Origin of the sequence: Chitinophaga filiformis (assembly GCF_900102545.1) — a bacterium.
GTDB lineage: Bacteria > Bacteroidota > Bacteroidia > Chitinophagales > Chitinophagaceae > Chitinophaga > Chitinophaga filiformis.
Map to the genome: position 1 here is coordinate 154,828 of NZ_FNBN01000006.1, position 14,345 is coordinate 169,172.

The following is a 14,345-nucleotide window of genomic DNA, read 5'->3' on the forward strand; positions in this document are numbered from 1 at the left end:
ATGATTACTGAAATAGTTAGCTGATTTTTTCTACCTGCATGAAGTTCAGTTCTACCGGGGTAGCGCGACCGAAGATCTTCACAGTTACTTTCAGTTTCTTCTTGTCTTCTATCACCTCTTCGATGATACCATTGAAGTCGTTGAAAGGTCCATCTATGATCTTAATAGTTTCACCAACAATGAAAGGCTCGCTCATGGTCAGTCCGTTGTCAGACATTTCATCCACCTTACCTAACATCTTGTTCACTTCAGCCTTACGCAGAGCGATGGGCTTATCTTTACCCAGGAAGTGAATAACGCCTGATACGTTGCGGATAGACTGGATCACCTCGTCGGTCATTTTTCCGTCTATTGCTTCGATCATTACGTAACCTGGATAGAAGTTCTTTTCGCGCATCACCTTTTTACCTGCCTGCACTTTATACACTTTCTCTACAGGTAAAAATATCTGGGTGATCACGTTACCCCAATCGGAGCGGCGTACTTCGATATCCAGGTATTCTTTTACCTTTTTTTCTTTGCCACTCACTACGCGCAGAACATACCATTTGGTGTCCTGGGTGGGAATGTTTGTTTCTTCTGCAGGGTTATTATTGGATGCATCTATCATTATCCTATAATTTTATAGTACTGTGTTAACATGAGATGTGAAAGGGCGTCCATACCCCAAACAATCGCAGTGATAACAACAGTAGCGATTAATACCACCATTGTGGAAGACTGCAGCTCCTGCCAAGTAGGCCAGGATACTTTATGCACCAGCTCATGATAAGACTCCCGGAAGTATGCTCTAACCTTATTCATTGGTTTAAAAATTAACCGTTTGAAAACATGAAAGGTGAAAAGCCTTCACTTTTCACCATTGTTAGCACGGGCACAAGGATTCGAACCCTGATCAAAGGTTTTGGAGACCTCTATTCTACCATTGAACTATGCCCGTGTGTAAGAAAAGACCATTAGCTGCCAGCTCCAGGCTATCCAGCGAAACAAATTTACATAAATTAAATCTATTCGCTGGCCGCAATTTGCTAATTGCTAATGGCCTTTAAATTATATCAGAAAGTGATTACTTCAGGATCTCAGTAACCTGACCAGCACCTACGGTACGTCCACCTTCGCGGATAGCGAATTTCAGACCTTTTTCCATAGCGATTGGAGCGATCAGTTTTACAGTCAGAGAAACGTTATCACCAGGCATAACCATTTCAACACCTGCTGGTAATTCAACTTCACCAGTTACGTCAGTTGTACGGAAGTAGAACTGAGGACGGTATTTGTTGAAGAACGGAGTGTGACGGCCACCTTCTTCTTTGCTCAGTACGTATACTTCACATTTGAATTCAGTGTGCGGAGTGATAGAACCTGGTTTAGTGATAACCATACCACGACGGATCTGAGACTTTTCAATACCGCGGAGGAGCAGACCAGCGTTGTCACCAGCTTCACCTTCATCCAGTAATTTTTTGAACATCTCAACACCAGTACATGTAGAAGTCAGTGGTTTTTCGATCAGACCAACGATTTCAACTGGCTCACCAACTTTAATCTTACCACGCTCGATACGACCTGTAGCAACAGTACCACGACCAGTGATAGAGAATACGTCTTCTACAGACATCAGGAACGGCAGATCAACCGGACGAGGAGGCAGTGGGATGTATTCATCTACTGCATTCATCAGTTCTTCAACCTTAGCCACCCATTTTTCTTCACCAGCCAGTGCGCCGGTTGCGGAACCCATGATGATTGGTGTGTTATCACCATCATAGTTATATTTGCTCAGCAGTTCGCGTACTTCCAGTTCAACCAGTTCCAGCAGTTCAGCATCATCAACCAGGTCAACCTTGTTCATGAATACTACGATACGAGGAACGCCTACCTGACGAGCCAGGAGGATGTGTTCTTTAGTTTGTGGCATCGGACCATCTGTAGCGGCAACCACCAGGATAGCACCGTCCATCTGCGCAGCACCAGTGATCATGTTCTTCACATAGTCAGCGTGACCAGGACAGTCAACGTGCGCATAGTGGCGGTTAGCTGTCTGATACTCAACGTGTGCTGTATTGATGGTAATACCTCTTTCTTTTTCTTCAGGAGCCGCATCGATCTCATCATAACCTTTCTTCTCTGCCAGACCCTTGTTTGCCAGAATCGTAGTAATGGCAGCAGTTAAGGTAGTTTTACCGTGGTCAACGTGGCCGATGGTACCAATGTTTACGTGGGGTTTATCCCGCTTAAAGGTTTCTTTTGCCATTGTATTTTTTTTAGATGGTTTGTAAAGATTGTATTGATAGTTGTTTTTAAAAAACGGTTTTACAAACTTGTGCCGCTGATGAGAATTGAACTCACGACCTTTCCCGGCTTTTTCACCAGGAACGCTCTGCCACTGAGCTACAACGAAATCCGGATCCCGGATGTTTGGAAATCCGTTGAGCTGTTGATGAGAATTGAACTCACGACCTCTTCCTTACCAAGGAAGTGCTCTACCCCTGAGCTACAACAGCATTGAAAATCTTTTTAAAGAACTTTCATCCCATGTAATACCAAGACAAAATTTCGAACCGGTATTACGATGAGCGGGAGACGAGGTTCGAACCCGCGACCTACAGCTTGGAAGGCTGTCGCTCTACCAACTGAGCTACTCCCGCATTTAATAATAATAAGCTAAAGAACTGTGTGTCTCTTTTTTCATAGAAGATTTCCTTTGGGGAAACTGTCATCTGATAGACACTGAAGAACTACTTCCACTACCCTTTCTCCTCTTCGATTTATGCCTTCCTTCCGGAAGAACCTGCACTTAACAGACAAGTTCCGCCTTTGCTAAGGGGCAAAGGCGGAACATTTGCGCTGAGTGGGCAGGACAGGATTCGAACCTGTGAAGACGTAGTCAGCGGATTTACAGTCCGCCCCATTTGGCCGCTCTGGAACCTGCCCATTTTAATCCTTAAACTCCTTTCCAAAAATCTCGTCCGTCCGGGACCACTTTTTTGCTTCGGAATTTTTCCGGAGCCAGCAGAGGGATTCGAACCCCCGACCCACTGATTACAAATCAGTAGCTCTGGCCAACTGAGCTATGCTGGCTTATCTTATTCAAGAATCTTATAAAAGGTATCCGTTATAAGAGGGTGCAAAAATAGTTGAATTTAATTAATCTCAAAATCTTTTTTTCAGCACCCGGATACAAATTTTAAGACTTGTATTAATTGGCTAAAACACCCTACAGTAAAGAACTTTACTACCTTCGCCGATCCCTTTTTTCGATCGGGATGGCAAAGGTAGTAAACAGATATTTAATTCCAAAATATTTTTATGTTTTTACTGAAATTTCTTCTCTTTGGTTTTCTTGATCTGGTTAACAACCGAGTCAAAGGCGAGATCAAATGACTCCTCGAAGGATTTGGATTCGTGCTTTACAAATAAGTCTTGGCGGGGTATATGGACTTTTATTTCAGCTATTTTATCCTTAATCTGATGGGCTATTCCATCTAACTTTAAAAAAACCTCTACGCTAATAATCCTGTCATAAAAAGTATTGAGTTTTTGAATTTTTTTACTCACATGATCAATCAATTTTGAGTCAGCATCGAAATGTACTGTTTGAATTTGAACGTTCATAGCACTAATTTTTAGTTTTAAACAATCTTGTACATGCTCGTAACATTACGTCCATAGGCGCTTTCATTTTTTAATGGTCATCGACTTAATGAAAGAAGTGTATACAAAGAACTCATTACTAATTTACTCACTTTTCGACTCTTTTACATAACCATTTAGTAATATTTTGTTAAAGTAGGAACGGCCCTTTTCTACTCACCTTTTGGATGCGCTTTCCGGTACGCTTCCCTCAGTTTTTCAATGCTATTATGCGTATAAACCTGTGTTGACGCCAGGCTGGAATGCCCCAGCAGCTCCTTGACTGCATTCAGATCAGCACCATTATTCGTCAAATGAGTAGCGAATGTATGTCGCAGTACGTGCGGACTCCTCCTGCTCAATGTCGTAATCTGGTGATCGGTCAGATACCCTCTCACCACATTGTAGACATATCTCGGATACAATTTTTTCCCGCTCCGCGGATTTACCAGTAACACCTCTTTGTCAAACTCCGCCAGTTCCTTCCTGCGCATCGCACGGTACTCCCCTATTGCATCCCTCAATAAAGTACTGATTGGAATAATCCGCTCCTTATTGCCCTTTCCCAGCACCTTGATAGTCAGATTGGCGGTATCCACATGCCGCTCCTGCAGATTGATCAACTCCGACAACCGGATACCTGTATGGTACAACAACTCAAATATCATCCGGTGTGTCTTCCCCTCCAGGTCATCCCCAAAAATCGGCATATCCTCCTGCCCCCTGCGCATGCTCCTGTTATCTTCCACTGCCTGCATACCCTTTTCATCAATAAAGCCAGGCAAGCGCTTCCCGATCTTCGGGGCAGTCACTTTCGTCATCGGAGAACTTGTAATTTCCCCGTGACGCAAGGCATATTTGAAAAATGATTTTAGTGTGGAGATCTTGCGGTTAACACTCTTGGCAATCATGCCCTCCTCCATCAGCCAGGCCAGCCAGGTACGGACATGAGAATGCGATATGCCCGGAAGAGACACATCGCCATATTGGGATCTTAAAAAGATAAAAAACTGGGTAAGGTCCTGCTGATATGCAGTAGCAGTATGCGCAGAATAGCGCTTCTCAAGCCGGATATATGCCAGAAAACGATTAGCTACCGGGTGTAAGACTTCACTCAAAACAAAAAATTTGATGATTGTAAAGTTATAATAAACCTTACAATCATCACATATTTTGCGTGGGGAATTACCCCCGATAGAATCAATCGTCTAATTTACCACTGGCTAACTGCTGTTTGTAAACAGCTTTCAGCACTTCAGTACGACGCTTAACAGAAGGTTTTGTGAAAGACTGACGTGACCTGAGTTGCAGCAGGATACGGGCTTTCTCAAATTTCTTTTTGTATTTTTTGAGCGCCTTGTCAATGTTTTCGCAATCTTTGGAATCGATGATCAACATAATATAATACTCCTTTTTTTCAGGAAGGCAAAGATATAACTTCCATTTTAATTATCAAAATATTGTCGGCTCCTTCTGTACACCGCCATCTCCTCTTTATTACTTAATTTAGCCCTATGTTTACAGGAATCATAGAATCATTAGGAGAAGTAATAGCTACCAGGCAGGAAGGCACCAATATGGTCATCACCATCCGCTCTTCCCTCGCACCAGCACTGAAAATTGACCAGAGCGTATCCCACAACGGCGTTTGTCTGACCGTTACCCGCGTAGATAGCAATACCTACGACATCGTCGCCGTTGCCGAAACCCTGCTGAAAAGCAATATCGGCCAACTTGCACCCGGACAAAAAGTAAACCTGGAAAGAGCCATGGTCTTCAATGGCCGGATTGACGGTCACCTGGTTCAGGGGCATGTCGACAGCACCGGCGAATGTATTTCCTGTACCCCCCAGGACGGTAGCTGGGAATACCGCTTCCGCTATCCGGAACAATTTGCTGCCCTGGTCGTGGAAAAAGGCTCTATCTGCCTCAACGGTATCAGCCTGACCATTTATAATGTGACCAATACGGAATTCAGCATCGCTGTGATTCCATATACATATGAACACACAAATATCTCAGCCGTTCAACCCGGACACACAATTAACCTGGAATTTGATATCCTTGGAAAATACGTGGCCAGGCAGCTTGCTGCGAAATCATAGCTAAACGTCCACTTATGCAATTAACCTCAGCCCTTGCCATCCGTTATCCGGTCATCATGGCCCCCATGTTCCTTGTCAGCAATGAAAAAATGGTTAAAGCCGCCATGGACAATGGAATTGCCGGTACATTCCCTTCTCTCAACTATAGAAAGGAGGGAGAACTCAGGCAGGTGCTGGAGCAATTGAACCAACACCGGGCATTACTGCCGCCCGGTCAGGGTACCTATGGCGTCAACCTCATCGTCCAGAAGACCAATCCCCTTTATTCCAAACACCTGAAAGAATGTGTAACGGCGGAAGTACCTTTTTATATTACCTCCCTGGGTAGTCCGAAGGAGGTGATTGCAGCCGCCCACAGTTATGGCGCTAAGGTACTCTGCGACGTCACCAACCTGCAGCACGCCGAAAAAGCGGCGCAGGCAGGCTGCGATGGTTTTATTGCCGTATGCGCTGGCGCTGGCGGTCATGCCGGCCCCTATCCCATGCATATACTCGTTCCTGCCCTTCACAAAGCCTTCCCCGAAAAACTGCTGGTAGCCGCCGGCGGTATCGCCACAGGTCAGCAACTGGCCAGTGCCCTGGTACTGGGTGCTCAGGGCGCTTCCATCGGTACCCGTTTCATTGCCAGTGAAGAAGCCGGCGTCAGCAATGAATATAAGAACGCCATCCTGGACTATGGCATGGAAGATATCGTATTGACAGAACGCCTATCAGGTACTCCCTGCAACGTCATCAATACTCCTGCGGCAAAAAAGATCGGTTACAAACAGAACTGGCTGGAAAAACAACTGAATAAAAATGCCGGTACCCGCAAATATTTCAAAATGCTGGTACAACTACGCGGCATGAAAAAACTGGAAGCAGCTGTAAAGCCGGGCAATTACCAGCAACTATGGTCTGCCGGTCAAAGCGTCGAAATGGTGGAAGATATCAGCCCTATCCATGATATTGTGAACAAACTGGTACAGGAACTGGAAGAGACACTGGAGAAGACCAGCCAGCTGCTCGTCAGATAGGAAGAATACATCTCCGGACCTCCCACGTCCCTCCGGAATGATCCGGCACTAACCGGTTCTGACAATAAAGGTCTCTTTGTAATTCTGCAATAGCAATACATATACAAAATCGGCTGTCCCCTTAAAACGGACAGCCGATTTTTCATTTCTTCATATCCTGATTTTCACTGTACCTTCTCAGGCAGCAACATCATCATGATCTGTTCCGGTGATCACATCATACCATTCTGTGATCTCTTTCTCGAAAGCGGCCGTCTTTTCCCTGAATTTGGCCAGGGTATCGTTACCTAATGGCAGGTGTACAGGAGGTTTTTCCGCATGTCCCAGTTTCACAAAGGCTTGTGCCAGCTTAACCGGATCGCCGGGTTGTTTTTTATTGGCATTCGCAGCAAAGGAACGCATTGCCCCCACAGTGGCTTCATAATCGCTGATCTCATTGCTGGTTTTTATCAGTGAGGCATGGTCGAGGAATTCTGTCCGGAAGAAACCAGGAGCTACCACAGTGGCGTAGATACCCAGCGGAGCCAGCTCCTGTGCCATGGCTTCAGTAATACCTTCTACGGCAAATTTGGTAGAACCATAAATACCCCAGCCTACATAACCGAATAAACCACCTACAGAAGAAATATTGATCACATGACCAGATCCCTGTGCCCTCATATAAGGCAATACCGCACGGGTTACATTCAACAATCCAAATACATTTACTTCGTAGTTATTCTTTACTTCCTGCGCTGTAGCTTCTTCCACTCCGCTTAACAATCCATAACCGGCATTATTTACCAGGACGTCAATTCTTCCAAAAGTGTCAATAGCCTGTTTGGCGGCAACCTGTGCCTGTTCTTCATTAGTGATGTCCAGGGTTACAACAGCAAGATTTTCATGATTTCCCAGCTGGACGGCCAGGTCCTGTGGTTTGCTACGTACAGTAGCTATCAGTTTATCGCCTGCGGCAAGAACTGCCTTTGATATTTCTAATCCGAAGCCCCGGGATGCGCCGGTGATGAACCATACTTTCTGTGTGTTTACGCTTTTCATTTTGTTCGTGTTTTGTGATACAAAGATGAAAAGAAGCCAGCAGGCGGACTTTAGCAAAAGCAATGAACCTTTTATGAAAATCAAAGATGGTATGTCTTCCTGAATTCAGCGGGGGTAATACCAGTATTTTTCTTGAAGAATGAATTGAAATTGGGTTGTTCTGCATAACCTATACTGTATCCAATCTCCTGTAATGACCAGTCAGTTTGCAGCAATAATACCTTTGTTTCGTCCAGCAGGCGGTTTTTGATATGAGTGCTCACATTCTGGCCGGTATGCTTCTTCAGCAAGGCATTGAGGTAATTGGGATGCACGGCCAGATCTGCCGCAAATTCCTTGGCTGTCCTGATCCGGATCGGCGTTTCTTTATTGATGCCGGCAGTTTCCGCTTCCAGTAATCTGAAAAATTCATGCACATGGCGGAATTCATCCGTTATATTGTCCGGCGGAGGGAAATTGGCAACCTTGGCACTTTCCACCATCAACAGTTGCAGATAAGCCTGCAGGGAATCATCACTCCATTTGCTGCCCAGCAACTCCTCCTCCTTCATTTTCGCAAACAACTGCTCCAGCGGCTGAGCATTCTGCTCCGTCAGCCGGATCACGCTCTTAGCCTTGTCCGTGAACAGGGCAAATTTGTCCATACTTGCCTTTAAAGTGGGATGCTCATTGACAAAGGATCTTCTGAAGAGACAATAGTAGCCTCCCGACTCATCGGATAAATTTTTCCAGGAAATGATATCATTAGGATGGATAAACAGAATAGTCGGCTCTTCCAGGTAATAGGTATTTAGTCCCATTGTAAACACCCCTGCTCCTTTCGTGGTCAGCAGTATCTTATAGAAATCTCTCCGGTTGGGCGACAGGTAATTCCGGCATTCATGTACTTCCCTGTTAAACACCCTGATGGTCCAGTCCTCAAAATATTCACGGAATACGGGGACGAGGTCAGGAATATCTCTTAATGTATCTATGGTACGGCTGTCAAGCGTCTGAGATGGCATAACTGAGTGATATAGACTACTAATTTACTGCATTTGTCACAAATACCCCCCTAGATTGGCAGCTTCAGCAACCTGTCACCCGGTGGCTATTCCTTACCTTAGTACTCACCAATACTATTAAAAATGGAAGTACAACCACTTAGCAGCAAAACTTTTGGATTTATGGTATTGTATGACATGCATACCACTTTTTTCCCCAATGTCATCGTAGGCATTTCTGAAAAAGACGCCAATGAACGTCTGGGCACAAAAGCCAATCACATGGCATGGCTGACAGGCAGCCTGGTACAGGAACGATTCGAATTAGCTAAATTGTTTGGTATAGATAAACAGCAACAGGCGCATGAACTTTTTAAAGATCACAAAGGCATCCAGGAGGGTGTAACCTATCCTGCCCTGAGTGCTTTTGAAAAGGACTGGAAGATCATTTCTCCGCTTTTAAGGGAAGCGCTCCTTAATGCAGATGATGAGAAGTTTGATGAGCCTTTTGAAATGCCGGGTATGAAAATGAGCATTTTTGATCTGGTATCTTTTCAGACTTACCGCGAGGCGAATTGTATTGGGCAATTAGCGCTGTGGCGGAGGTTACTGGGCTATGAAGCGATGAAGTATATGTAGGCTCCTGCCCTTACACGCAGCATATAAGTCCCGGAAATAGTTTGTTTCCGGGACTTGCTTTTGCATATATCTAAGACACCTCTGGTTCGGACAAAAGAAAGCCATCTTCGGAGATATCACTTATGTCATACTGAAATCCTTCCGATAGTCTTTCCTTACGCGGAAGAAAAAATCCTTTGATGCAATTCGGATTGCGAATCGATGACAGCACCAATTACAGCGGGGCTGGTAATCTTTCCTCGTTGATATTTTTCTGTTGCCCAATCCAAAGCACGTTGATAATTATTCTCCCAGAAATACATTCCATTCCCTAGCCAATCATATCGCTTCCTGCTGATTTTAATTTTATTTGGGTTATTCAGCAATGCATTACGAACTACTTCATCACAACCGTGGAAGCCTACAATTAAATTCGGTCTGATATGATACATTTACTGTACTTATTATTTTCTACTGCTTGCGCATGTACAACTAAACCAGCAATTATACAGCTACTTTGTCAATTGCTTTCTGCAAAGCAGTTTCCTTGTATCCAGGCATATCACATCCTTCCGCCCAGAATATGCTGATGTCTGTCATACCAACAAAACCAAGCGCTGCTTTCATATATGGCACCGCAAAATCGTATGTCTGTCCAATCCCTTCGGAATAGATGCCTCCTGAAGATACTGCGAGGTATACTTTCTTATTTTTCACCAGGCCTTCTGCCTGACCTGTTGCAAAGGAGAACGTCTTTCCCGCGCGCATCACATGGTCCATCCATGCTTTCAATGTAGACGGAACATGGAAGTTGTATATAGGCACTCCTATCACAATAATGTCCGCATCCATTACTTCATTGATGGTAGCATCTGAAACTTTTTCTACTGCCGCCACTACATCCGTCGCTACTTCTCCCATTCCACGATATACCTTCAGATGGCCCTCATGAAAATGTTCATATCGTTGCTGTGACAGATCCTTTACTTTCACCGTACTACCCGGATAATTTGCTGTCAGCTTTTCAATAACTGCATCTGCCAGCTGTGTGCTTTTTGATTGAGCTCCGTTTACGCTTGATATAATCTTCAATATCTTTTTCATGCTATTTTGATTTATTTAATTTGTGATAAGTAAAGTAGGACACTGTCAGTACTGCGAGGAAAACAAATGGTACAACCGGAAGAGGTATCGGGTCTCCAGAAAAACCATGTGCAATACCGGCAGATATAAATGTAAAAGTGAAACCAGCATACGTCCACTCCTTCAACCTGCTGCCAACCGGCGCCAGTAACAACACGACACCTATAAATTTGGCAATAGCCAGTTCAATCCTGAAATAAGCAGGAAAACCCAGATGTTGAAATGCCTGATCTATTTTTACATCCGTGAAATAAGCATATCCTGAATACGTCATCATTAGTGCTATAATCGCTGTGCTAATCCAATAAACAATCCTTAATGTTTTCATTTGATACTTTTTGACAGGGCAAAACTATTTACAATTGCTAATAAATAGTTAGTAGTAAACTAAAGGTTAGTACTAACCTGCAGGATAGTTACGGCCCTCTCCCTGAGACATTTGAGGCTTCTTTTTATAATGCTTCTGGGTAGTATTTCAGGGCTATGATTGCCGAATAGCTTACCTTTGCAGTACTACATTCGCTCTTCTATAGGCATTTTTCCAAACAACGGGTTTTATTTTTCCCCAGTCCCTGTCCCCCTCTCAAATCACTTAAAGTCTCTTTTTTACTCCGATCAAGTCCAAGTCAAGTCCGACTGATGTCCGACTTATCTCCTATTAAAACCCTATTCTATAAGGTCATTTCAGGCTCATTTCAGGCTCATTTGAGAGTCCCTAAGGGATATTAAGATGTATTTATTCAGTATTTATAATGAGCCTGAAGAATAAGAACATCTCCGAACAAAGAACCTAATTATCAGCCGATTATTTCGTATATTCAGTAAAATCTATTGTACGTTTATGGCCCAAAATTTCAATATTATCACTCAGGGACTCTCCGGTCATGTCGGAGACCTGATTTTCTACGAACGGAACGGTAAGCCGTTCTGCCGAAGGATGCCGCAGTATGGCCCGGACAGCATGTCTGCAGCCAGTAAACAAAGCAGCCGGGAATTCGCAAAGGCCAGTAAGGCCGCAAAATCGATCCGTTCAGCCCTGAATGGAGTATGGCAGCCAGCAAAGGAAGAAACGACGATTTACAGGCTAAATACGGCCGTTTATGCGGCTTTAAGAGAAGATACCCTGCACGTGCGGGGAAAGCGCGTATTTAAACCCGCAGCCCTGCACCAGCACCTGAAAGATTTCCGGTATAACAATAAGGCTGTTATGACCATCGGAGGTATAGATACCATCCGCCAGGAAGATGGCAACATCCTGGTGAAGCTGCCTGCCAACTGGCAAAACTGGTTGAACCCTCCCAAAGACACGGGGTATATACAGCTTCACGCCGCCGCACTGGATATGGATCTGGAGAATAATACCTGCATGGGTAGCGCCACAGCAGCCAATTGTGTACCCCTGGGAGAAAAACAGCATTCCCTGCTCCTGCCGGCTATCCCTGTCAAAGCCACTGCCACCATCGTTGTACTGCAGCTGCGCTTTCTTCATTCTGATGCGGATATACAGGTTAACAAGTCCGCCAAAAGCGAACAGGCATTCATTACCGCAGTGCTGGAACCAGCTTTGCCAGTGGCAGAAAAACAGGTACTGCCTTCCAAAGCTCCCAGGATCATGCAAAAGAAACGGTCCGCAGCAGCAATACTGGAAACTGCCCCCCAGCCAAAGCCAGATCCGTTTCCACCATTACCCATTGACGCCCATAGCATAGCGTCTCCGCTATCTGTTAAGAAAGATAAAAAACCGCCTACGCTTGTAAATGTGGAATGATTTTTTCAGCTTTCAGGTAAAAAACACATTGAGAGCTTTTTTAATCATCGCGCAGCTATTGCTTTTCTTCAACGCCCAGGCACAGCAAAACAATATAACCGGCGTTACCGCCAGTTATGACCCGGCTTCCATAGCCGAATTGTACGATCATATCCCTATTGGTCTGGAATTCAAATATGCGAACGGACAGGTAAGAAAAACGGAAGGATATTTACAGGGAGTTTATCGCTGGAGGAATATCAAAATAACCAGCTCTGCCGGTAGCGTGCAGAATGGTTATCTGCAGCTGGACAGACAACGACTGGCAAAACTGCATTACCAGGTTGAACTCACTATCACATTGCCTGAATCAGCACAACCGCTGACCACCACACTGACCCTCCCTCACCTGGAAAGCATTCGCTTTAACCATTATGCCGACAGCCTGAAAAGAGGTATCCGGTTTTACCTGAATGTAGAAGGATCCTTCAGCAGCGGAAAGATCTATCCGCTGGATACAGCCGCTGTAAAATTTACGGCCAGTGCAGGGAAACTATTGGGGCAGGACCTGTTGCTGAACACGGGTGATGCAACACGCACTATTACTGTTACAGCTACCAACAAAAACGATCCGTCAATGTCTATATCAAGCACAATACCTGTGAAGCAGCTCCAGGATAAATAACATGGGCTACCGGAGCTGACTCCCATGGCTAAATAAGCGCCCTGGCTTTCAGCTCCAGGTATTTGTTAATCACATTCAGTGTGAGTTGTTCAGGCGGAGTAAGTAAGGACAGAATGCCATATTTCGTGAGCTCCCGCACCATCAGTTTCTTTTCATAAGCAAACTTCTGTGCAATCACCTGACGATAGATGCCCTCTACCGTATGCACATGATCTTTTGTTACTTTTTTGAGCTCTGTATTTTCAAAGAAGACTACCAGCAACAAGTGGTACTTCGCCAGCCGGCGCAGATAAGGCAGCTGCCGCTGCAGCGCTGTCATAGACTCAAAATTGGTGAAGAGTATCAGTAAAGAACGCTGGGAAAAAACACTACGTAAAGTAACACTCAGCCTTTCATAATCACTCTCCTGCCACTGCGTTTCCTGCGCATACAGTTTCTCCAGTATCAGGTTCATTTGCGTTTTCTTACTGGAAGAAGGCAACACATCTACCTGTTGCGCAGCAAGTGTAACCAGTCCTGTTTTATCTCCCTTCTGCAAGGCAATATTGCTGAAGATCAGCGAGGCGTTGATGGCATAATCCAATAAGGATAATCCTTCGAATGGCATCTTCATCGCCCTGCCTTTATCGATCACACAATATACCTGCTGCGATCTCTCTTCAACATAGTTATTGACCATAGGCGTACCTCTGCGTGCAGTAGCCTTCCAGTTCAACATCCGCACATCATCTCCGCGCACATATTCCTTGATATGATCAAACTCCATGCTATGACCCGTTACACGCTGTTTATGCACACCCATTTCCTGTAAACGGCCGTTGAAAGAAAAGAACTCATAATTACGTAACTGCTGAAAAGAAGGATATACCTTTACTATTTCTTCATTCAAGGGTGCAATATGACGCTGCGACAGTCCCAATAAACTACGTACGAAGGCATTGGTTTTACCGAAATGATACTCTCCCCTCTCCACAGGGCGTAAAGTGTAATGTACTTCCTGTTCCTCTCCTCCTTTCAGTTTTACTTTCTTCCTGAAATCACGTATCTGGAACTGCATTGGCAATTCTTCTAATAATATAACTGTAATGGGGAAACGATAATTATTCACCAGCTTTATCCTGATATCGTTATTATCACCATTACTGAAACGGTTCGCCATGATACGTGTTACTTCCAACGGCTTCTCTCCTGCCACATACAGGAAGAATATATCCAGTACGAGCAGAAAAGCGAGTAATGCAAAGATCAGTTCCGATATAATATACAGCGGAGGAAGGAAGTAAGACACGACGAATAACATCGCCGTACTTCCCAGCAATGCATAGAAACGTGTTGTAAAAAATAAAGACTGATAGAATGCTTTCAACATACAATAGT

Annotated in this window: 17 protein-coding genes and 6 tRNA genes; 5 read left to right on the forward strand and 18 right to left on the reverse strand. The window is 44.6% G+C overall.

Annotation, left to right across the window (positions count from 1 at the left end; all coding sequences use genetic code 11):
* Positions 1-16: 16 nt before the first annotated feature.
* The 12 genes from nusG to rpsU form a co-directional block, all read right to left on the reverse strand.
* On the reverse strand, positions 17-610 hold the full coding sequence (gene nusG / locus BLR32_RS22830; protein WP_089835184.1) for a transcription termination/antitermination protein NusG: 594 nt from the start codon (positions 608-610) through the stop codon (positions 17-19).
* On the reverse strand, positions 610-804 hold the full coding sequence (gene secE, locus BLR32_RS22835) for a preprotein translocase subunit SecE (RefSeq protein ID WP_089835185.1): 195 nt from the start codon (positions 802-804) through the stop codon (positions 610-612). Before secE ends, nusG begins: the two co-directional genes overlap by 1 nt.
* Before the next feature lie 65 nt (positions 805-869).
* A tRNA-Trp gene (locus tag BLR32_RS22840) sits at positions 870-940 on the reverse strand.
* Between the two features lie 126 nt (positions 941-1,066).
* On the reverse strand, positions 1,067-2,254 hold the full coding sequence (gene tuf / locus BLR32_RS22845) for an elongation factor Tu (RefSeq protein ID WP_089835186.1): 1,188 nt from the start codon (positions 2,252-2,254) through the stop codon (positions 1,067-1,069).
* Between the two features lie 70 nt (positions 2,255-2,324).
* Positions 2,325-2,399 (reverse strand) — tRNA-OTHER (locus BLR32_RS22850).
* A 33-nt stretch (positions 2,400-2,432) separates the two neighbouring features.
* Positions 2,433-2,504 (reverse strand) — tRNA-Thr (locus BLR32_RS22855).
* 71 nt (positions 2,505-2,575) lie between these two features.
* Positions 2,576-2,648: transfer RNA gene (locus BLR32_RS22860), tRNA-Gly, on the reverse strand.
* Positions 2,649-2,852: 204 nt separating this feature from the next.
* Positions 2,853-2,934 (reverse strand) — tRNA-Tyr (locus BLR32_RS22865).
* 73 nt (positions 2,935-3,007) lie between these two features.
* Positions 3,008-3,081: transfer RNA gene (locus tag BLR32_RS22870), tRNA-Thr, on the reverse strand.
* Positions 3,082-3,315: 234 nt separating this feature from the next.
* The gene (hpf, locus tag BLR32_RS22875) at positions 3,316-3,615 is read right to left on the reverse strand and encodes a ribosome hibernation-promoting factor, HPF/YfiA family (protein ID WP_089835187.1); all 300 of its coding nucleotides are present in this window, start codon (positions 3,613-3,615) and stop codon (positions 3,316-3,318) included.
* A 191-nt stretch (positions 3,616-3,806) separates the two neighbouring features.
* The gene (locus BLR32_RS22880) at positions 3,807-4,751 is read right to left on the reverse strand and encodes a tyrosine-type recombinase/integrase (protein ID WP_089835188.1); all 945 of its coding nucleotides are present in this window, start codon (positions 4,749-4,751) and stop codon (positions 3,807-3,809) included.
* Between the two features lie 82 nt (positions 4,752-4,833).
* Positions 4,834-5,031, reverse strand: a complete 198-nt coding sequence (gene rpsU, locus BLR32_RS22885) for a 30S ribosomal protein S21 (protein ID WP_089835189.1) — start codon at positions 5,029-5,031, stop codon at positions 4,834-4,836.
* Between the two features lie 116 nt (positions 5,032-5,147).
* Here rpsU and BLR32_RS22890 point away from each other — a divergent pair, with 116 nt between their 5' ends.
* On the forward strand, positions 5,148-5,738 hold the full coding sequence (locus tag BLR32_RS22890; RefSeq protein WP_089835190.1) for a riboflavin synthase: 591 nt from the start codon (positions 5,148-5,150) through the stop codon (positions 5,736-5,738).
* Between the two features lie 14 nt (positions 5,739-5,752).
* Entirely contained in the window at positions 5,753-6,754 is a 1,002-nt protein-coding gene (locus BLR32_RS22895) for an NAD(P)H-dependent flavin oxidoreductase (RefSeq protein WP_089835191.1), read from the forward strand.
* Between the two features lie 177 nt (positions 6,755-6,931).
* Here BLR32_RS22895 and BLR32_RS22900 read toward each other — a convergent pair whose 3' ends face one another.
* Positions 6,932-7,792, reverse strand: a complete 861-nt coding sequence (locus tag BLR32_RS22900; RefSeq protein WP_089835192.1) for an oxidoreductase — start codon at positions 7,790-7,792, stop codon at positions 6,932-6,934.
* 80 nt (positions 7,793-7,872) lie between these two features.
* Positions 7,873-8,796, reverse strand: a complete 924-nt coding sequence (locus tag BLR32_RS22905) for an AraC family transcriptional regulator (RefSeq protein WP_089835193.1) — start codon at positions 8,794-8,796, stop codon at positions 7,873-7,875.
* Positions 8,797-8,919: 123 nt separating this feature from the next.
* On the opposite strand from BLR32_RS22905, the gene BLR32_RS22910 reads away from it, so the two are divergent.
* Complete coding sequence (locus tag BLR32_RS22910) at positions 8,920-9,414, forward strand: hypothetical protein (protein ID WP_089835194.1); 495 nt, start codon at positions 8,920-8,922, stop codon at positions 9,412-9,414.
* Between the two features lie 155 nt (positions 9,415-9,569).
* On the opposite strand, the gene BLR32_RS33825 is transcribed toward BLR32_RS22910, so the two are convergent.
* From BLR32_RS33825 to BLR32_RS22920, 3 genes are read right to left on the reverse strand one after another with little or no spacing between them, the layout of a single operon-like run.
* On the reverse strand, positions 9,570-9,845 hold the full coding sequence (locus tag BLR32_RS33825) for a hypothetical protein (RefSeq protein ID WP_143011552.1): 276 nt from the start codon (positions 9,843-9,845) through the stop codon (positions 9,570-9,572).
* A gap of 52 nt (positions 9,846-9,897) precedes the next feature.
* Entirely contained in the window at positions 9,898-10,497 is a 600-nt protein-coding gene (locus tag BLR32_RS22915) for an FMN-dependent NADH-azoreductase (RefSeq protein WP_089835195.1), read from the reverse strand.
* Position 10,498: 1 nt separating this feature from the next.
* Positions 10,499-10,864 carry a DoxX family protein gene (locus BLR32_RS22920; protein ID WP_089835196.1) on the reverse strand — a complete coding sequence of 122 codons (366 nt, stop codon included), beginning with the start codon at positions 10,862-10,864 and terminating at the stop codon, positions 10,499-10,501.
* Between the two features lie 513 nt (positions 10,865-11,377).
* Here BLR32_RS22920 and BLR32_RS22925 point away from each other — a divergent pair.
* On the forward strand, positions 11,378-12,304 hold the full coding sequence (locus BLR32_RS22925; protein ID WP_089835197.1) for a hypothetical protein: 927 nt from the start codon (positions 11,378-11,380) through the stop codon (positions 12,302-12,304).
* A 28-nt stretch (positions 12,305-12,332) separates the two neighbouring features.
* Positions 12,333-12,968: a hypothetical protein gene (locus BLR32_RS22930; protein WP_143011553.1), complete on the forward strand. Its 636-nt coding sequence runs from the start codon at positions 12,333-12,335 to the stop codon at positions 12,966-12,968.
* A 28-nt stretch (positions 12,969-12,996) separates the two neighbouring features.
* On the opposite strand, the gene BLR32_RS22935 is transcribed toward BLR32_RS22930, so the two are convergent.
* Positions 12,997-14,337: a DUF58 domain-containing protein gene (locus BLR32_RS22935; RefSeq protein ID WP_089835199.1), complete on the reverse strand. Its 1,341-nt coding sequence runs from the start codon at positions 14,335-14,337 to the stop codon at positions 12,997-12,999.
* Positions 14,338-14,345: the final 8 nt, after the last annotated feature.